Origin of the sequence: Streptomyces sp. NPDC058620 (assembly GCF_042717135.1) — a bacterium.
Classification (GTDB): domain Bacteria; phylum Actinomycetota; class Actinomycetes; order Streptomycetales; family Streptomycetaceae; genus Streptomyces.
The window spans coordinates 200117-216377 of sequence record NZ_JBHXQO010000002.1; the positions used below are offsets into that span (position 1 = coordinate 200117).

General features: G+C 71.4%; 20 protein-coding genes. 8 read left to right on the top strand and 12 right to left on the bottom strand.

The genetic code is table 11. The annotated features are described in order from the left end of the window. Positions 1-14 precede the first annotated feature (14 nt). The gene (locus ACFWSK_RS03340) at positions 15-536 is read left to right on the top strand and encodes a hypothetical protein (RefSeq protein ID WP_383781290.1); all 522 of its coding nucleotides are present in this window, start codon (positions 15-17) and stop codon (positions 534-536) included. Positions 537-561: 25 nt separating this feature from the next. Here the strand turns inward: ACFWSK_RS03340 and ACFWSK_RS03345 are convergent, their stop codons facing one another. Then, complete coding sequence (locus ACFWSK_RS03345; RefSeq protein ID WP_383781292.1) at positions 562-990, bottom strand: SSI family serine proteinase inhibitor; 429 nt, start codon at positions 988-990, stop codon at positions 562-564. A 201-nt stretch (positions 991-1191) separates the two neighbouring features. Here ACFWSK_RS03345 and ACFWSK_RS03350 point away from each other — a divergent pair, with 201 nt between their 5' ends. Continuing rightward, positions 1192-1827 (top strand): TetR/AcrR family transcriptional regulator, encoded by a 636-nt coding sequence (locus tag ACFWSK_RS03350; protein ID WP_383781295.1) that lies wholly within the window; start codon positions 1192-1194, stop codon positions 1825-1827. Positions 1828-2051: 224 nt separating this feature from the next. Here the strand turns inward: ACFWSK_RS03350 and ACFWSK_RS03355 are convergent, their stop codons facing one another. Next, the gene (locus ACFWSK_RS03355; RefSeq protein WP_383781297.1) at positions 2052-2795 is read right to left on the bottom strand and encodes a GDSL-type esterase/lipase family protein; all 744 of its coding nucleotides are present in this window, start codon (positions 2793-2795) and stop codon (positions 2052-2054) included. Here ACFWSK_RS03355 and ACFWSK_RS03360 point away from each other — a divergent pair. Beyond that, the gene (locus ACFWSK_RS03360) at positions 2794-3795 is read left to right on the top strand and encodes a WD40 repeat domain-containing protein (protein ID WP_383781299.1); all 1002 of its coding nucleotides are present in this window, start codon (positions 2794-2796) and stop codon (positions 3793-3795) included. The genes ACFWSK_RS03355 and ACFWSK_RS03360 overlap by 2 nt on opposite strands. A 9-nt stretch (positions 3796-3804) precedes the next feature. On the opposite strand, the gene ACFWSK_RS03365 is transcribed toward ACFWSK_RS03360, so the two are convergent. Both ACFWSK_RS03365 and ACFWSK_RS03370 read right to left on the bottom strand, forming a co-directional pair. Beyond that, complete coding sequence (locus tag ACFWSK_RS03365) at positions 3805-4206, bottom strand: PPOX class F420-dependent oxidoreductase (RefSeq protein WP_383781302.1); 402 nt, start codon at positions 4204-4206, stop codon at positions 3805-3807. Between the two features lie 31 nt (positions 4207-4237). Beyond that, positions 4238-5014 carry a TetR/AcrR family transcriptional regulator gene (locus ACFWSK_RS03370; RefSeq protein WP_383781305.1) on the bottom strand — a complete coding sequence of 259 codons (777 nt, stop codon included), beginning with the start codon at positions 5012-5014 and terminating at the stop codon, positions 4238-4240. A 92-nt stretch (positions 5015-5106) separates the two neighbouring features. Between ACFWSK_RS03370 and ACFWSK_RS03375 the strand changes: the two genes are divergently transcribed. The 5 genes from ACFWSK_RS03375 to ACFWSK_RS03395 are packed head-to-tail and all read left to right on the top strand — an operon-like array spanning position 5107 to position 8654. Next, complete coding sequence (locus ACFWSK_RS03375; RefSeq protein WP_383781308.1) at positions 5107-6117, top strand: ATP-binding cassette domain-containing protein; 1011 nt, start codon at positions 5107-5109, stop codon at positions 6115-6117. Then, positions 6114-6977 carry an ABC transporter permease gene (locus ACFWSK_RS03380; RefSeq protein WP_383781310.1) on the top strand — a complete coding sequence of 288 codons (864 nt, stop codon included), beginning with the start codon at positions 6114-6116 and terminating at the stop codon, positions 6975-6977. The genes ACFWSK_RS03375 and ACFWSK_RS03380 overlap by 4 nt, the downstream gene beginning before the upstream one ends. A gap of 27 nt (positions 6978-7004) precedes the next feature. Beyond that, the gene (locus ACFWSK_RS03385) at positions 7005-7517 is read left to right on the top strand and encodes a GNAT family N-acetyltransferase (RefSeq protein ID WP_383781313.1); all 513 of its coding nucleotides are present in this window, start codon (positions 7005-7007) and stop codon (positions 7515-7517) included. Between the two features lie 11 nt (positions 7518-7528). Next, positions 7529-8221 (top strand): class I SAM-dependent DNA methyltransferase, encoded by a 693-nt coding sequence (locus ACFWSK_RS03390; protein WP_383781316.1) that lies wholly within the window; start codon positions 7529-7531, stop codon positions 8219-8221. A gap of 13 nt (positions 8222-8234) precedes the next feature. Continuing rightward, a complete protein-coding gene (locus tag ACFWSK_RS03395) occupies positions 8235-8654 on the top strand; it encodes a DUF4259 domain-containing protein (protein ID WP_383781319.1) in 420 nt (139 codons plus the stop codon). 42 nt (positions 8655-8696) lie between these two features. Here ACFWSK_RS03395 and ACFWSK_RS03400 read toward each other — a convergent pair whose 3' ends face one another. From ACFWSK_RS03400 to ACFWSK_RS03435, 8 genes are all read right to left on the bottom strand, one after another. Beyond that, positions 8697-9311: a Uma2 family endonuclease gene (locus ACFWSK_RS03400; protein ID WP_383781322.1), complete on the bottom strand. Its 615-nt coding sequence runs from the start codon at positions 9309-9311 to the stop codon at positions 8697-8699. 156 nt (positions 9312-9467) lie between these two features. Then, a complete protein-coding gene (gene serC, locus ACFWSK_RS03405) occupies positions 9468-10586 on the bottom strand; it encodes a phosphoserine transaminase (protein ID WP_383781326.1) in 1119 nt (372 codons plus the stop codon). An 87-nt stretch (positions 10587-10673) separates the two neighbouring features. Beyond that, positions 10674-11882, bottom strand: coding sequence for a cytochrome P450 (locus tag ACFWSK_RS03410; RefSeq protein ID WP_383781329.1), 1209 nt, complete (start codon positions 11880-11882; stop codon positions 10674-10676). Further along, positions 11879-13126 (bottom strand): cytochrome P450, encoded by a 1248-nt coding sequence (locus ACFWSK_RS03415; RefSeq protein ID WP_383781332.1) that lies wholly within the window; start codon positions 13124-13126, stop codon positions 11879-11881. The genes ACFWSK_RS03410 and ACFWSK_RS03415 overlap by 4 nt, the downstream gene beginning before the upstream one ends. Further along, on the bottom strand, positions 13123-13767 hold the full coding sequence (locus ACFWSK_RS03420; protein ID WP_383781334.1) for an ATP/GTP-binding protein: 645 nt from the start codon (positions 13765-13767) through the stop codon (positions 13123-13125). The genes ACFWSK_RS03415 and ACFWSK_RS03420 overlap by 4 nt, the downstream gene beginning before the upstream one ends. Next, positions 13748-14119 carry a DUF742 domain-containing protein gene (locus ACFWSK_RS03425; RefSeq protein WP_383781336.1) on the bottom strand — a complete coding sequence of 124 codons (372 nt, stop codon included), beginning with the start codon at positions 14117-14119 and terminating at the stop codon, positions 13748-13750. Before ACFWSK_RS03425 ends, ACFWSK_RS03420 begins: the two co-directional genes overlap by 20 nt. Then, the gene (locus ACFWSK_RS03430; protein ID WP_185299247.1) at positions 14116-14562 is read right to left on the bottom strand and encodes a roadblock/LC7 domain-containing protein; all 447 of its coding nucleotides are present in this window, start codon (positions 14560-14562) and stop codon (positions 14116-14118) included. Before ACFWSK_RS03430 ends, ACFWSK_RS03425 begins: the two co-directional genes overlap by 4 nt. Continuing rightward, entirely contained in the window at positions 14559-16073 is a 1515-nt protein-coding gene (locus tag ACFWSK_RS03435; RefSeq protein WP_383781338.1) for a sensor histidine kinase, read from the bottom strand. Before ACFWSK_RS03435 ends, ACFWSK_RS03430 begins: the two co-directional genes overlap by 4 nt. Positions 16074-16261: the final 188 nt, after the last annotated feature.

Sequence of the window (16261 nt, forward strand, 5' to 3'; positions counted from 1 at the left end):
GTAGCCTGGACGCCGTGAACGCGACCCCGCACGTCCTGGCCGTCCTCGACGGCGTACTCGCCTCCCTCGCCCCGGGAGACCGCGGCTCCGTGTGGCAACTGGCCGAACCGGGACGCGAACTGGACGCCAACCTGGTGCACCTGCCGGCGGATGCGGAGGTGGCCGAGCACCAGGAGGACACCCTGGACGTTCTTCTGGTCGTCCTCGCGGGCTCCGGTCGTCTCACGACGGGTCGGGACACCGCCCTGGACCTCACCCCGACGACGGTGACCTGGCTGCCCCGCACCTCCCGCCGTTCCCTGGCGGCGGGCCCGGCGGGGCTGTCGTACCTGACGGTCCACCGCCGCCGCCCCGGCCTGTCGATCACGGCTCCGGCCGCGGCCAGGGACAGGGCTGCGGCTCCCGCCCCGGCCGTGGCCGAGGGAGGGGAGGCTCCCTGTCTGCTCGACCGGGTCTGTCCGTCGTGCGGCCGGGTGGCGGAGGGCGCGGCGCCGAAGTTCTGCGCCGAGTGCGGGGAGCGGCTGGCGGGACTCTGAGCTGCTGCCCGCGCCCTGTCCGCCGTCAGAAGCGGAACACGGTCCCGGTGGCGGAGTCCAGCACACAGGCATTGGGATAGGTCCTGCTCCAGGACACGGGGCGGCCCTGGTAGGTGCCGCTCGCCTCGGCGGTGACCGGGTCGTACTCCTTCGTGCACTGGTGCCGGTCGCCGGGCAGCGCATCGAAGTCCCCGCCCGCCTCGGCCAGCTCGGCGCACGCGGCCGTCGGCTCGGGGTGGCCGGGATCGGCGGCGGGACAGGTGAGGACGACGGCACGGGTCCACGTCCCCTGGGACCCGCTGACGGCCAGGGTGAGCTCGGATTCCTCGACGGCGACGGGTGCACCGGAGGTGGCGTCTGCGGGTGCGGGTGCCGGGGTGGAGGAGGCGTGGGCAGTACCGGCCAGGCCGATGCCGAGAAGAACGGCCGCGACAGCGGCGGGGAGCTTGTTCATGGTCGGCTAACGACGTGGCCGTGAGCACGTCACTCCGTACGTGCTCAGTGACGGGGCCTGAGGGGCGTGAATGGAGCGGGTTCGATACGCCGTCGGTGTGGCGGATTGGTGGACTTGTCCCTCGGGCGAGGAGAATGGCTCGGCATCGATGGCAGAGGTGAGGGAAACCCCTCTGCTGTGCCCCTGACCTGAGGAGGATCGGTGACGGACACCAAGGTGGAGCAGCGAACCGGAGCATCGGGGGACCGATTTCGGGCACGCGTTCGCGAACAACTGCTCGAAGCCGGGCTGGAGTTGTTCGGGATGTACGGGTACGCGCATACGACCGTGGATGCCCTGTGCGAGGAGGCCGGGGTGCCGGAAGCGGTGTTCCGGCAGGAGTACGACTCCCTCGAAGGACTGCTGATCGCGCTGCACAACCGGGTGTCGACGAACGGGATGCGTGCGGCGGAGAACGTCCAACTCGCCGAGGACATCGACGAGTGCACGCCGCAGGCACGGGTGCGGCGGCTCTTCGACGCGTACGTCGACGCCGTGACGCGGGATCCGCGCGAGGCGCGGGTGGCGTTCGTCGAGGTGCTGGGGGTCAGCCCGGCCGTGGACGAACACTGCCGGCGCTGGCGGGAGACCTGGGTCGAGTTCTACGCCGCCGCGACGGAACGGGCCGTGTGGCGGGGTGAGGCGGTCAACACGGACCACAGGGCGGACGTCATCGTGATGGTCAACACGATCCTGGAACTCATGGCCCACCACAGCCGCCGCCCCCGCCGGGCGAGGCCGGAGGACGTGTCCGGGGAACTGACGTACCTGGCGCTGACGCTGCTGACGGCGGAGTAGGGCGGGGGCCCAGCGGGCGTCCCCGTCGCGCTCGTTCGGCTCTTCCGGCGGGCCCGGCGGGGACGCCGCGTTCGCGCGGGACTCGGCGGGGCGCCCATCTGTCCCCGCCGCCCTGCCGGTTGTGCGTGTTGTGCCGCGTGCCGCTGCCCTGCACCGGGCCCTCGAACCTCGCGCCGTCGGCCGCGGGGAGGGCCGGAGGCGAATTGTGCGGCTCCGGGGGCCTGTTACCCGGTCGAGTAGGGGCCGCCGACGCCCCACGCCTGGTGCATCGCGTCCGCGAAGGCGGCGGCCAGTTTGTGTTCGCCGGTCGGGCCGGGGTGCGTGCCGTCGTACGTGTCCTCGTGGATGTCGTACGCCGTCGGGCGCGAGGCCAGCAGGACGGGGGAGGTCGGCTCGTCGAGGTCGGCGACCGCCTTCGCGAGGAGCACGTTGAAGAGGTCGCACTCGGCGGCGAAGGGGGCGTCGGACTCGGCCCGGATGTTCGGGATCACGGGGAGGAGCACGGCCTTGATGTGCGGGTTGGCGGTGCGGGCCGCCGTGATGAAGGCCCTCGCGTTCGCCGCGGTCTGTTCGCTGTCCGTGTAGAAGCCGAGGTCTATCAGGCCCAGCGAGACGAGCAGGACGTCGGCACGGGTCGCGGCGACCGTGGGCGCGATCGCCGGAGCCATGTGGAGCCAGCCCTCGCCCCAGCCGGCCAGGTGCCGCCGGGCGGCGAGGGGGAAGGCGGGGTCGCCGTACGCGTACGAGACGGGGGCGTTCGCCCCGGTGTCGTACAGCTCCGTGCGGGGGCCGACGATCGCGTAGCCGCCGGGCAGCGTCGCTTCCAGGTGCTGCCACATCCGGTAGCGCCAGGTGAAGTCGCCGGAGCTCCCGATGGTCATGGAGTCGCCGACGAAGAGAAAACGCATGGCGCAATCATTGCCGATCAGCGCTCCGGCCTGCGACGTGACGATGGACACTTGTGCCATGCGTGCGTATCTGACTGCTGCCGGGACCGCCCTCCTGCTCGTTCTGACGGGGGCGGCCCCGGCCGTGGCCGACGGGGGAGCCGACCAGAGCTTCACGATCGAGGACCCCCGCATCACCGAGTCCAGCGGCCTCGCCGCGAGCCGGATCCACCCGGGCGTCTACTGGACGCACAACGACAGCGAGGACGGCCCCTACCTCTACGCCGTCGACTCCCGGACCGGGGAGACCGTCGCGACGATCACCATGCGGGGGGTGGGGGAGCCCCGCGACGTCGAAGCGGTCTCGATCGGGCCGGACGGGAATCTGTACGTCGGTGACATCGGCGACAACCTCGACGGGTCCTGGGACCACGTCTGGATCTACCGCTTCCCCGAGCCGAAGCGACTGGGGAACGCCACGGTCCGGGCGACACAGTTCGACGTGACGTACGCGGACGGGGCGCGCAACGCCGAGGCGATGATGGTGCACCCGAAGACGGGGCGGGTCTACATCGCCTCGAAGAACGAGGACGGCGGCGGGCTGTACGAGGGTCCCGCACGGCTCTCCACGGGCGGGAACAACGTGTTCCGGCGGGTGGGCGAGGTGCCGTGGGTGACGGACGGCGCGTTCTCACCGGACGGTACGCAGCTGGTGCTGCGGTCCTACTTCAGCGCCCGCGGGTACGCATTCGCGGACGGCAGGCTCGGCGACGACCACCGGGTCGACGCACCGTTCCAGGGGCAGGCCGAGTCGGTGACGTACACGGCGGACGGCTCGGCGCTGATGTTCGGCTCGGAGGGGACGGGCAGCGGTGTGGTGCGGGTGGACGTGGACGGTGAGGACGGGGGCGGGAGTGACGGCGGTACGGCGCCGTCGGGGAAGCCGGGGGACGGCGCGGCCGCAGGGCCGGGTGCGAGTGGCGGCGACGGGCAGAAGGGGAGCGCCGTACTCGGCGCGGTGATCGTCGCCGCGGCGGCCGTCGGCGCGCTGGCCCTGCGAAGGCGGCGCCGGGCCGGCTGAGCCCGCCGGTCAGTCGTCGTCCGTGACGGGGCGCAGCTCGTAGTGCAGCGTCCGGTCACGCTTGATCCTGTGGGTCAGGGGGACGACCACGCCGTGCAGGGCCGGATATTTCCGGGAGAGCGTCCTGGCCGCGTGGGTGTTCTCCTTCGAGCCCTGCGGCAGGAGGCGCGCCCAGGCCCTGACCGGCGGCCCCGTCGGCGCGCCCCGCACGGTGCAGGGGGCGATGTCGACGACCGGATGGTTGCGCATCCGGTCGACCTTCCACGCCGAGGAGAACGTAACGACGTAGGCGTGGTCGCCCTCGACGGCGATGCTCACGGGGGTATGGGCGGCCGATCCGTCCGGCCGGCGGCTGCTGAGCAGGACGGTGTACTGCCTGACGAAGGGGCGGAGCTCCGGAACCGTGTCCATACATCCATTGCCGCACGGACCGGCCGCCGCGTCACTCGCTCCGCCGTTCGGTGAGGGCTTCGAAGCCGTCGATCAGCCGCGCGAGCCCGAACTCGAAGTGGTCGAACTCCGAGCCGAACGCGTCGTCGGACAGCTGTGCCATCTGCGGATACTCGCCGCTCAGCATGGCCCGCTCCAGGTAGGGGCGCTGGCTCTCCCAGAACGCGGCGTCGCTGAGACCGGTCTGCCGGGCCGCCTCGGTGGCGTCACTCTGCGTCCGGGCCAGACCCTCGACGAAGCTGTTGACCGTGATGATCACGCCGATCAGCTCGGGGTCGCGCAGACCCATGCCCCGGAGGCCGGCCAGGGCCGTGTCGAGGCCCCGCAGGGCACTGGGACCGAGCACCGCGCGGGCTTGGTTGACCTTGAGCAGCCATGGGTGGGCGCGGAGGCCGGCCAGGTAGGTGCGGGCCATGACGTCGATGGCCGCCCGCCAGTCCGTCGGCACTCGCGTGTCGGCGGCGAGGGGTTCGCCCAGGACGCGGTCGAGCATCAGGTCCAGTAGCTCGGCCTTGCCTGGCACGTACCGGTAGAGCGACATCGTGCCGGTACCGAGCTCGGTGGAGAGCCGGCGCATCGAGAGGGCGGCCAGCCCTTCGGCGTCCGCGACGGCGACTGCGGTGGAGACGATCCGGTCGAGGGTGAGACCGGGTTTGGGGCCACGGCTGGGGCGGTCGCCGGTGCCCCACAGCAGCTCAAGGCTGCGGGCGATGTCCCCGCTTCCCGTGGTGCTGCCATCTGCCGCCGCTGCGGGTCCGCTCTTCGTCATGGGCTCAGCGTAATGCTCCGCAAAAGAACTGGGTACGGTGTACTCTCCGCTGGGTACAGTGTACTCAATTGATTGTTCGCGAGGGGAGAGCCATGACCGCGTCCGGATATGCCGTACGGGCCGAAGGGGTCGTCAAGCGGTACGGGGGGAAGAAGGGCGCCGACGGGAAGCGGGCGCTCGACGGATTCCACCTGGCAGTCCGCCCCGGCACCGTCCACGGTCTGCTGGGGCCGAACGGCGCCGGGAAGACCACCGCCGTGCGGGTGCTCACCACCCTGCTGCGGTTCGACGAGGGCCGGGCCGAGGTCGCGGGCCTCGACGTGGCGCGCGAGCCCCGGCTCGTACGGGGCAGGATCGGCCTCACCGGTCAGTACGCCGCCGTCGACGAGGTGCTCACGGGCCGTCAGAACCTGGAGATGTTCGGCCGCCTCTTCCATATGGGCGGGGGACGGGCCAGGCGGCGGGCGGCCGAGCTGCTGGAGCGGTTCGACCTCGTCGACGCCGCCGATCAGGGCGTCGCCGCCTACAGCGGCGGTATGCGGCGGCGGCTCGACCTGGCCGCCTCGATGATCCTCGCCCCGGCGGTGCTGTTTCTGGACGAGCCGACCACCGGGCTCGACCCGCGCGGCCGGGGCGAGGTCTGGGACGCGGTGCGTGCGCTCGTGGCCGCGGGTACGACGGTCCTGCTCACCACGCAGTATCTGGACGAGGCGGACCAGCTCGCCTCCCACATCACGGTCATCGACCGGGGGCGGGCCATCGCCGACGACAGTCCCGACGGTCTGAAGAACCGGGTCGGCGGTGACCGGATCGAGGTGGTCGCCGCGGAGGCCGCCGATCTGCCGGCGGTGGTCAAGGCCGTGGACCGGGTGGCCGGGGGCGGGCTCGTCGTGACGGACGGCACGCGGCGCCGGGTCCACGCGCAGGTCACAGACCGGGTGGCCGCGCTGACCGAGGTGGCCCGCACCCTCCAGGACGAGGGAATCGCGGTCGAGGACATCGGGCTGCGCAGGCCGAGTCTTGACGACGTGTTCCTGCGGCTGACAGGACACGGCGCAGAGAGCGGAACCGGAACGGACACCGAGATGGAGGCCGCGGCATGACCGCGTACGAACTGCGTGGGCCCGCCCCCGCCCCTGCCCCCGCCCCTGCCCCCGCTCCCGGTCGGGAGCGGAGCCGGGCCTACTGGGTGGTCGCCGACTGCTGGAACGTCGCCCGGCGCAGTCTCACCCACTACCGGCGCCAGCCCCTCGCCATCGTCTGGCAGCTCGGTTTTCCGATCCTCTCCGTCCTGCTGTACGGGTACGTCTTCGGCAGCGCGATGAAGGTGCCGGGCGGCGGCGACTACCGGGAGTTCCTGATGCCCGGCATGTTCGCCACGACGATGACCATGGGCTTCATGGGTACCGCGATCGTCGTGGCCACCGACGCGGGCAAGGGCGTCGTCGACCGGTTCCGCTCCATGCCGATGGCCCCCTCCGCGGTCGCCGCCGGGCGCGGAACCGCGGACCTGGTGGTCGCCTGCGCCGAGCTGGCGATCCTGGCGGCCACCGCGCTGGCGATCGGCTGGCGCGCGGGCGGCAGCCCGGTGGAGGCCGTGGGCGCGTTCGGGCTGCTTCTGCTGTTGCGGTTCAGCCTGATCTGGGTGGGCGTCTGGCTGGGGCTCATGGTCCCGAACGCGGAGGCGGCGGGCGGTCTGTACGCCGTCGCGTTCCCGGTCACGATGATTTCCAGCGCCCTGGTCGCTCCGTCCCTGATGCCCGGCTGGCTGGGCACGGTCGCCGCCTGGAACCCGATCTCCTCCACGGCCACGGCGACGCGTCAGCTGTTCGGCAACCCGGTGGCGGACGGGGGCACCTGGATCGAGCAGCACGCGCTGCTGATGGCGGTGGTGTGGCCGCTGGTGATCACGCTGGTGTTCCTGCCTCTGGCCGTACACAGGTTCCAGCGGCTGAGCCGCTGACCGGGTGGGTCGGTAGGCTCCGGCCCCATGTCGATCAACAGGCCCGAGCCCTTCGTCACCGCACGCCTCGACGCGCTGCCGCTGGAGGCCGGGTACGCGCAGGAGATGGCCGCCGTCCTCATCGACCCGGCCCTGCACACGTACATGGGGGGTGCGCCGGAGGACGAGGACACCCTGCGCACGCGGTACGAACGCCAGAGCGCGGGATCGCCCGACCCCGCCGAACGCTGGTGGAACTGGGTGCTCAGGGCGCGCGGCGAAGGCCGCCTCGTGGGTTATGTGCAGGCGACCGTGCGCGGTCCCCGGGCCGAGGTGGCCTGGGTGGTCGGCACCGGATGGCAGGGCCGGGGGTACGCCAAGGAGGCGGCGAAGGGCCTGGTCGCGTACCTGCTGGACGGTGGAGAGGTCCGTACGGTCGTCGCGCACATCCACCCCGGTCACGCCGCGTCCGCCGCCGTGGCGTCGGCGGCCGGGCTGTCCCCGACCGACGAGTGGGAGGACGGCGAGGCGCGGTGGCGCGTGGACGCGCCCGACCTCTAGGGTGCGCGACCATGACCGACGCTGACTTCCTGCACGCCACCCGGACCTCGTACGACGCCATGGCCCTCGAATACGACAGGCGCTTCCGGGAAGAGCTGGCCGCCAAGCCGCTGGACCGGGGGCTGCTCACCGCGTTCGCCGAACTCGTACGGGAGGGCGGAGGTGGGCCCGTGGCCGATGTCGGCTGTGGCACGGGACGGGTGACGGGCCATCTGCGGGGGCTCGGGCTGGACGCGTTCGGGATCGACCTGTCGCCGGGGATGCTGGCGGTGGCCCGGCGGAACCTTCCCGGAGTGAGGTTCGAGGAGGGCTCGATGCTCGCCCTCGACCTGCCGGACGGCGGACTGGGCGGGCTGCTGGCCTGGTACTCCACGATCCATGTGCCGGACGAGCAACTGCCGCAGGTGTTCGACGAGTTCGTCCGGGTGCTGGCTCCGGGAGGTCATCTGCTGCTGGGGTTCCAGACGGGTGACGAGGTGCTGCACCTGACGGATGCGTGGGGGAGCGGCATCGACCTCGACTTCCGCCGGCGCCAACCGGAATGGATGGCCCGCCTGTTGACCGGGGCAGGGCTGACGATGATGGCCCGGACAGTGCGCGAGGCCGATACCTGGAGCGACTTCCCGGAGAAGACCCCGCAGGCGTTCCTGCTGGCACGGAAGCCGATTGTCAGTGGTGCGCGCGAGGATGGTGCCACCAACTGAGGGGGAGTTCGCCATGGGCACCTGGGACATCGGTCACTTCGACAACGACACCGCCGCCGACTTCGGCGGCGGCCTGGACGATGCGCCGTCCGGCAAGCGTGAGGCCCTGCTCAGGGACGCGCTGACGGCCGTGACGGGCACGGGGCGCGAGGAGTACCTCGACTCCGACGAGGCCGTGGTGGCGGTGGCCGCCGCCGCGCTGATCGCCGCGCAGTGTCCGGGCGGGGAGCCGGTGACCACGCCGTACGGCCCCGACGAACCCGTGCCGCCGCTCGCCCCCGAGCTGCGCGGCCTGGCGGTGAGCGCCCTGGACCGGGTGGTGGGTGTGCGGTCCGAGCTGCCTGAGCTGTGGGCCGAGGCCGGGGCAGCTGAGCAGTGGGCGGCAGGGATCGCCGGGCTCCGGGAGGTGCTGGCGAGGGCGGCAGGGGTGTGAGGGGCGGGCTCAGTCGGTGCGGTGGGTGCCGGTAGCGAATGATTACGGGCGTGGTCGGCCGGCCTGGACCAACTCGGCTACATCGAGGGTCACTTCGGCGCCGATGGAGGCGGGGAGCACGGCCTGTTGGCCCGGGGCGTAGACCTCGTGCCGGTCGTAGGCGCCGCCGACGGGTTCTGTCAGTACATGGACGCGGCCGTGGCGGCGGTCGAGGATCACGTACACCGGGATCTTGGCGTAGGCGTAGGCGGCTACCTTGTGGCGCAGGTCGTTCTGGTAGTTGCTGGAGGTGACCTCCAGGACCAGGCGGAAGACGGCGGGGTCGTAGGTGGAATTCTCCGCCCGGTGATCGTCGAAATCGGCGTCGACGACGGCGAGGTCGGGGATGGCGTAGTCCTCGGGTCCGCCGGGCAGCCACAGACCGATTCCCTGGAGGACCTTCGACTCCTCGCCGTGGAGTCCTGCGGCAAGGAAGGGAATCATGAGGCTGGTCAGTGCATTGGCGTGCGGGCCGTCCAGGGGTGGGGCCACGGTGATGACGCCTCCGATGATCTCGACGCGGTAACCCGGGGGGAGCTGCTCCGAGAGCCGGTTGGCACTGCCGAGCAGGGATTCCGGCTCACCGTCACAGGGGTGCTCGACTGCTGCTGCAGACATTGCGGGCCTCCTGGATGGCTGGTGTCGAGGCCATCTTCGTAGGACGGGGCGCTCTTGGATGTCCTGCACGCGATGGGCCACCCGGTCGAGTGAAGCGGGAACGGCCCCGCGCGCCGAGGCGTGCGGGGCCGTTCCGAAAGCAGGGTCGCTTGATCGCTACAGCTTCTCGATCACGTAGTCGATGCAGGCCGTCAGGGCCTGGACGTCCGCCGGGTCGATGGCCGGGAACATCGCGACGCGCAGCTGGTTGCGGCCCAGCTTGCGGTACGGCTCCGTGTCGACGATGCCGTTGGCGCGCAGTACCTTCGCGACCGCGGAGGCGTCGATCTCGTCCGCGAAGTCGATCGTGCCGATGACCTGCGAGCGCTTCGCAGGGTCCGTGACGAACGGGGTCGCGTGCTTCGACTCCTCAGCCCAGCCGTACAGGTTCCGCGCCGACTGCGCGGTGCGGCCGGTGGTGAACTCCAGGCCGCCCTGGGTGTTCATCCACTTCAGCTGCTCGTTCAGGAGGAACAGCGTCGCCAGGGCCGGGGTGTTGTACGTCTGGTTCTTCAGGGAGTTGTCGATCGCCGTCGGGAGCGAGAAGAACTCCGGGATGTGGCGGCCCGACGCGTGGATGCGCGCCGCGCGGTCCAGGGCTGCCGGGGAGAAGGCCGCGATCCACAGGCCGCCGTCGGAGGCGAAGGACTTCTGCGGGGCGAAGTAGTAGACGTCCGTCTCGGTGATGTCGACGGGCAGGCCGCCCGCGCCCGAGGTGGCGTCCACCAGGACCAGGGAGCCCTCGTCGGCGCCCGCGACCCGCTTGACGGGTGCCGCGACACCCGTCGAGGTCTCGTTGTGGGTGAAGGCGTAGACGTCCACGCCCGCCTCGGCCCGCGGGTCCGGGTGCGTGCCCGGGTCGGAGGCGATGACGGTCGGGTCGGCCAGCCACGGGGCGAGCTTGGCCGCCTTCGCGAACTTCGACGAGAACTCGCCGAAGTTCAGGTGCTGGGACTTCGAGTCGATCAGACCGTGCGTCGCGACGTCCCAGAAGGCGGTGGAGCCGCCGTTACCGAGAACGACCTCGTACCCCTCGGGGAGGGAGAAGAGGCTGCGCACACCGTCACGTACCTCGCCGACCAGGTTCTTGACCGGAGCCTGGCGGTGGGACGTACCGAGGAGGGAGGTGCCGGTGGCGGCCAGCGCGTCGAGCGCCTCCGTCCGCACCTTGGAGGGCCCGGCGCCGAAGCGTCCGTCGGCGGGCTTGATGTCAGCGGGGATCTGGATGTCGGCCACGAGCCGGAGCGTAGTCGGTCCGGTGGACGGTCGAGGACCCTGTCCGTCGGATGAGACACACGCTCCAGCTCGTGGACGGCAACCGTGTCAGCCCAGGTCGACCGGGAGTTCGAACAGGTCGTTCTGGGTGACGATCGGCTTGTTGCGGAGTTCGGAGGCCGGCACCGCGAGGTCCAGCTCCGGGAATCGCTCGTACAGCGCGGGCAGCGCGACGCCCGCTTCGAGGCGGGACAGTGCCGCACCCGGGCAGACGTGCGGGCCGTGGCCGAAGGCGATGTGACGGTTGGGGGAGCGCGTGATGTCGAAGTCGCCCGCCGTCGGCCCGTACTGCTCCTCGTCGCGGCCGAGCGCGCCGAAGGAGACGATCAGCGCCTCGCCCTTCGGCAGGACCCGGTCACCGACCGGCACGTCCTCGGTGGCGAACCGGATTAGGACGTGCGAGGTGGGCGTGTTCCAGCGCAGCGTCTCCTCGATCACGTTCTCCCAGGCGACCTCGCCGTTCAGCACCCGCTTGCGCTGCTCCGGATGGGTCTGGAGCGCCTCCACGACGTTGACGATCAGGCTGATCGTCGTCTCGTGACCGGCCGCGACGATCAGCTGGAGCGTGTTGACGATCTCCTCGTCGGAGAGCTGGTCGCCGTCCTCGGAGGCCGCGATCAGGGCGCTGGTCAGGTCGTCGCCCGGGTTCGCCCGCTTCTCGTCCACGATCTTCGTGAAGAGGGCGCCGAGGTCCGCCATCATCTGGGGGACCTTCTCCGGCGGCGTCTGCGTCGAGAAGAACATCTCGAACAGTTCCTTGAGGCGGGGGTGGTCGGCGGCGTCCACCCCCATCAGCTCGCTGATGACGTTCATGGGAAGCGGGTAGGCGAACTCCGCCTTCAGGTCGACGCTCTCCCCCTTGGGGAGCGCCGCGAGCCGGTCCAGGCTCGCGTTCGTCAGTGCCTCGATGCCCGCGCGCAGCCGTTCCACCCGCTTCACCGTCAGCGCCTGCGCGACCAGCGTGCGCAGCCTGCGGTGCTCGGTGCCGTCCACGGTCAGCATGGAGCGGCCCGGGTTGGCCAGACCGATCAGCGGCCAGTCCATGGGTATCTCGCCGCGCTGCCAGGCGCCCCACTCGTTGATGTCCTTCACCACCCGGCTGTCGGTCAGCAGCTGCCGTGCCTCCGCGTGGCGGGTGACGGCGTAGCAGTGCACCCCGCCCGGCAGCTCGACCTCGGCCAGCGGCCCGGCCGCACGCAGCGCGGCGCTCTCCGCGTCGAGGTCGGTGACGAAGGGGTCGAGGACGATCCGGGTCATTGCTGGCCTCCGAGGGCGGGCGTGGGAGTGAAGCGGACCGGCAGGTCCGTGAGACCGCGCAGCCACGGGGACGGGCGCCGGGTCAGCTGCTCCTCCGCCACCGCGAGGTCGACGTCCGGCAGCCGGTCGAGCAGGACCTCGATGCCGGTACGGGCGATGACCTCAGCGGTCTCCTGCGCGGGGAACGGACAGCGGTGCTCGCCATGACCGAACGAGAGGAACGCGTTGTTGCCGCCGGTGAGCGCCGAGCCGTCGGTGCGCACCTGCGGGTCACCGTTGGCGGCGGCGATGCCGAGGAGCAGCAGGTCGCCGGCCTTGATGTGGCGGCCGCCGAGGCGGGTCTCGCGGGCGGCCCAGCGGCCCGCGACGTTCTGGGTGGGCGTGTCCTCCCAGAGCACTTCGTTCATCGCCTCGCCGATGCTGTGCCGGCCGCCCGAGAGCGAGGCGGCGAACCGGTCGTCGGTCAGCATCAGCCGCAGGGAGTTGCCCATCCAGTCGGCGGTCGGCTGATGGCCCGCGGCCATCATGACCATCAGGTCCTGTGCGATCTCCTCGTCCGAGAAGCCGTCCGTGTTGGCGAGCATCCGCGTCGCCACGTCCTCGCCGGGCCCGGCGTGCTTGTCGGCCAGCAGCTGGATCATGGACGAGGCGAGATGCGTCTGCCCCGCGAGCGCCCGCTCGCGGCCGTCGATCATGTCGTTGATCGAGCCGACGAGCGCCTGGCCGACCTCGTTGGAGAAGCCGTAGATCTTCGCGAGGACGAGGGCGGGGAGCAGCATCGCGTACTCGGCGATGATCTCCGTACGGCCGGTGGAGCAGAACCGGTCGATGAGCGCGTCGGCGAACTCCTCCGCGTACCGCTTGAGCGCGAAGGGGTCCACGCCCTCCAGAGCCTCGCTGATCATCGCCGCGCGCCGGCTGTGCCGTTCGCCGACGGTGTAGAGGATCGACGGCTGCTTGCGGCCGATCATCGGCAGCAGGGGCCAGTCGGCCGGGATGCGGTCCCACTGGTTCCACAGCTCGGAGTCCCGGCTGAACAGCACCGGGTCGCTGGTGACCTGGTGCAGCTCGCGGTAGCCGAGGATCAGCCAGGCGGGTACGTCCCCGTCGAGGACGACCGGGGCGACGGCGCCGTGGTCGCGGCGCATGTCCCGGTACAGCTGCACGGGGTCGGTCTGGAACCGCGGGCCGGACAGTGGCACGGGCAGGGGTGCGGAGCCGTGGTTCACGGGGCACTGGTTCACGGGGTGGGCTCCGGGGTCATGGCGGCCGGGGCTGCCGTCAGGGCCGCTTCCGGCGCGCGGGCTGCAGCCAGCTGCTGAAGGTGTTCGACCAGGGTGATCAGCACGTACTTGCTGGACGACCGGTCCCGGGCGTCGCACTCGACGAGCGGTACGTCCGCCGAGAGGTCGAGGGCTTCCCGTATCTGCTGCTCGCTGTGGAGCGGACCGCCGAAGTCGTTGCACGCGACGATGAACGGCGTCCCGTGGTGCTCCAGCCGGTCGATCGCGTACCAGGAGTCGGAGAGGCGCCGGGTGTCGACGAGGACGACGGCCCCGAGGGTGCCGGAGAACAGCCGGTCCCACAGGAACCAGAAGCGCTCCTGTCCGGGCGCGCCGAAGAGATAGAGCACCGAGCGTGCGTCGAGCGTGATCCGGCCGAAGTCGAAGGCCACCGTGGTGGACGTCTTCGACTGCACGCCGTCGAGGTGGTCGACCGCCTCGCCCGCGCGGGTCATGGTCTCCTCCGTGTTGAGCGGACGGATCTCGCTCACGGAACGGACCATGGTGGTCTTGCCGACCCCGAAGCCGCCGACAACGACGATCTTCAGTCCGTTGTCGGCCGTGGCCTGCAGGGCGGCACGGTCAGAGGTTGCGGAGTCCAACGAGCACCTGTTCCAGGATGTCGGGGTCGGGGAGCCGGTCCGCGACACGGGCAGTACGGGGGTGCCGGGCGCTGATCCGGCCGGTGTCGAGCAGATCGCACAGCATGATGCGCACGATGCTGACGGGAAGGTTCAGGCTCGCGGCGATCTCGACGACCGCGGAGGGCCGTTCGCACATCCGCAGGATGGAGACGTGCTCCGACTGCATGCCGGGGGACGGCTCGCATTCGGAGACGACGAGCGTCACCAGGTCGAAGGCGGCCGAGTCGGACCGGCTGCGGCCACCGGTGAGGGTGTACAGCCGGTCCGGGTCGTCGTCGCGGCCCGGGCGGCGACGGGGCGCCGCCGTCATACGTCCGCGGTTTCGGCGGCCGCCGCGTGCGCCGCCGCTTCGGCGGGGGTGCGCGGCGGGGCGACGAGGTGTTCGCCGAGCTGCTCGACGAGCTCGCTCATGTTGTGGCCGACGAGGCCGACGTCGGAGTCCTCCGAGGCGACGACCGCGAGGTGGGCACCCGCGCCCGCCTCGACGATGAAGAGCACCCCGCCGTAGAACTCGGCCATCGCGGACCGTACGCCGCCGGTACCGTCACCGAACTCGATGGACGCGCCGTGCGACAGGCTCTGGATACCGGCGGAGATCGCGGCCAGCTGGTCGGCCTGGTCGACGGAGAGCTCCGGGGTGCGGCACAGCTTGAGGCCGTCCCGGGACAGGACGAGGGCGTGCCGGGCGCCGGGCGTGCGGTCGAGCAGCCCCTCCAGCAGCCAGTTGAGCTTCTCGTCGGTGGTCGCGGTCATCGGGTGTTGCCTTCCAGGTGCGGGGAGTTGGCTCGTACCGCCTTGCTGAAGGTGCTGAAGCGGGCTGCCTGGACCTTCGGGTCGGTGGTACGGGGCCGGGGGGTGTCGGCGTCGTCGGAAGTGACGCTGCCGGTACGGGATTCGGCGGCGGCGAGAGTGCGTCCGCGGCGGCGTTTGGGGAGGCCGCTCTCACCGAACTGGGGGAGGGAGCCCGTCGTTTCCGACGCGGAGCCGTGCTCCTCCCGCGGCGGGGAATCTGCGGCGGGCTCCTGCGCGGCGCCCGCATCGGCGTCCGCGCCGGCCTCCGGGGCGGGTTCGGGTGCCGGTGTCAGTGCCGGTGCCGGTGCCGTTACCGGGGCGGGGAACTCCGGGGCCGCGACGGGGGCCGCGACCCGGGAGATGAGTTCGTGCGGGAGCATCATCAGCGCGCCGGTCCCGCCGCGGGCGGACGGCCGGAACGACACGGTGAGGCCGTGCTTACGGGCCAGCCGGCCGACGACGGCGAGACCGAGCCGGGTGCCGGAGATGCCGGTGAGGTCCTGGTTTTCGGACGACACGGCACGCTCGGCGCGGCGCAGCTGCACATCGCTCATCACCAGGCCGCTGTCCTCGACGGTGATGACGATGCCCGCCGGCACCTCCTCGACGTACACGTGCACTTCGGCGGTGGGCGGCGAGAAGTTCGCCGCGTTGTCGAGGAGTTCGGCGAGCGCGTGCATGATGCCCTCGGCCGCGTGCCCGGCGATCGCCACGTCGCTGGTCGAGTGCAGCCGTACACGCTGGTAGCTGCCGATACGGCCCATCGCGCCACGCAGGATCGACTCCATCACGATCGGCTTCGCCCAGCGGCGGCCGGAGCGCGCACCGGTCAGTACGGCGATGGAGTCGGCCAGCCGGCCCGCCTGGGCGGTGCGGTGGTCCAGGTGCAGGAGATCACCGAGTACGTCCTCGGCGGTGTGCCGGTGCTCCATCTCGCGCAGGTCGGCCAGCATGCTCGTGGCCAGGGCCTGCATCCGTCCCGCGGCGTTGGCGCAGGCGGCCACGGCCGCGGAGCGCTCGGTCTCGCTGCGGGTGGCGCGGGCGGTCAGCTGCTTCACCTCGGCGCCGAGGCGGGCGCACTCCGCGGCGGCCTCGGAGGTGACCCGGGCCGTCTCGGCGGCCGCCTGGGCGTTGACCCGGGCGGTCTCGGTGGCGGCCGCGGCCCTGATCCGGGCGGTCTCGGCGGTGAAGCGCTGCGCCTCCGCGGCGGACGAGGAGACGAGCCGTGACGTCTCGGCGGTGAACCGCTGGGCGTCGGCGGCCCGCATCGCGCGCAGGCCGCGTGCGGTGAGCAGGGAGTGGACGGCGACGGTCACGGCGGCGCAGAGCAGCACGGCGGCGGAGCCCGCCCCCCAGGCCAGCGGGGTCCGTACCGATGCGGGGGCGGCGGCGACGGCCCACAGGCAGAGGGGACCGGTTACGGCTGCGGAGACCAGCAGGGCGAGTGCGGTCGACCGGAATATGGGGCGCAATCGGAGTCCTTGGGGCGGACGGTACGGGTCGGGGCAATCGGGGTGTTTCGGGTCACGAAGGTTGGAACGTCACAACTGGAGCTGACAATTCCTGATCAAGTCTCGGCAACTATAGGAGAATTGACGACTTGTTTGGGGATTCCCTGTGGTCATTTCTGATTGAACCTTCCATGGGGCCACCCATGAGC

Bases quoted from the DNA above. Each gene is read 5' to 3' on its own strand.
- ACFWSK_RS03345 (WP_383781292.1), bottom strand. From the start codon at position 990: ATGAACAAGCTCCCCGCCGCTGTCGCGGCCGTTCTTCTCGGCATCGGC.
- ACFWSK_RS03370 (WP_383781305.1), bottom strand. From the start codon at position 5,014: ATGACGAAGAGCGGACCCGCAGCGGCGGCAGATGGCAGCACCACGGGA.
- ACFWSK_RS03385 (WP_383781313.1), top strand. From the start codon at position 7,005: ATGTCGATCAACAGGCCCGAGCCCTTCGTCACCGCACGCCTCGACGCG.
- ACFWSK_RS03390 (WP_383781316.1), top strand. From the start codon at position 7,529: ATGACCGACGCTGACTTCCTGCACGCCACCCGGACCTCGTACGACGCC.
- ACFWSK_RS03365 (WP_383781302.1), bottom strand. From the start codon at position 4,206: ATGGACACGGTTCCGGAGCTCCGCCCCTTCGTCAGGCAGTACACCGTC.
- ACFWSK_RS03395 (WP_383781319.1), top strand. From the start codon at position 8,235: ATGGGCACCTGGGACATCGGTCACTTCGACAACGACACCGCCGCCGAC.
- ACFWSK_RS03375 (WP_383781308.1), top strand. From the start codon at position 5,107: ATGACCGCGTCCGGATATGCCGTACGGGCCGAAGGGGTCGTCAAGCGG.
- ACFWSK_RS03430 (WP_185299247.1), bottom strand. From the start codon at position 14,562: ATGACCGCGACCACCGACGAGAAGCTCAACTGGCTGCTGGAGGGGCTG.
- ACFWSK_RS03425 (WP_383781336.1), bottom strand. From the start codon at position 14,119: ATGACGGCGGCGCCCCGTCGCCGCCCGGGCCGCGACGACGACCCGGAC.
- ACFWSK_RS03410 (WP_383781329.1), bottom strand. From the start codon at position 11,882: ATGACCCGGATCGTCCTCGACCCCTTCGTCACCGACCTCGACGCGGAG.
- ACFWSK_RS03380 (WP_383781310.1), top strand. From the start codon at position 6,114: ATGACCGCGTACGAACTGCGTGGGCCCGCCCCCGCCCCTGCCCCCGCC.
- ACFWSK_RS03360 (WP_383781299.1), top strand. From the start codon at position 2,794: ATGCGTGCGTATCTGACTGCTGCCGGGACCGCCCTCCTGCTCGTTCTG.
- ACFWSK_RS03355 (WP_383781297.1), bottom strand. From the start codon at position 2,795: ATGGCACAAGTGTCCATCGTCACGTCGCAGGCCGGAGCGCTGATCGGC.
- ACFWSK_RS03400 (WP_383781322.1), bottom strand. From the start codon at position 9,311: ATGTCTGCAGCAGCAGTCGAGCACCCCTGTGACGGTGAGCCGGAATCC.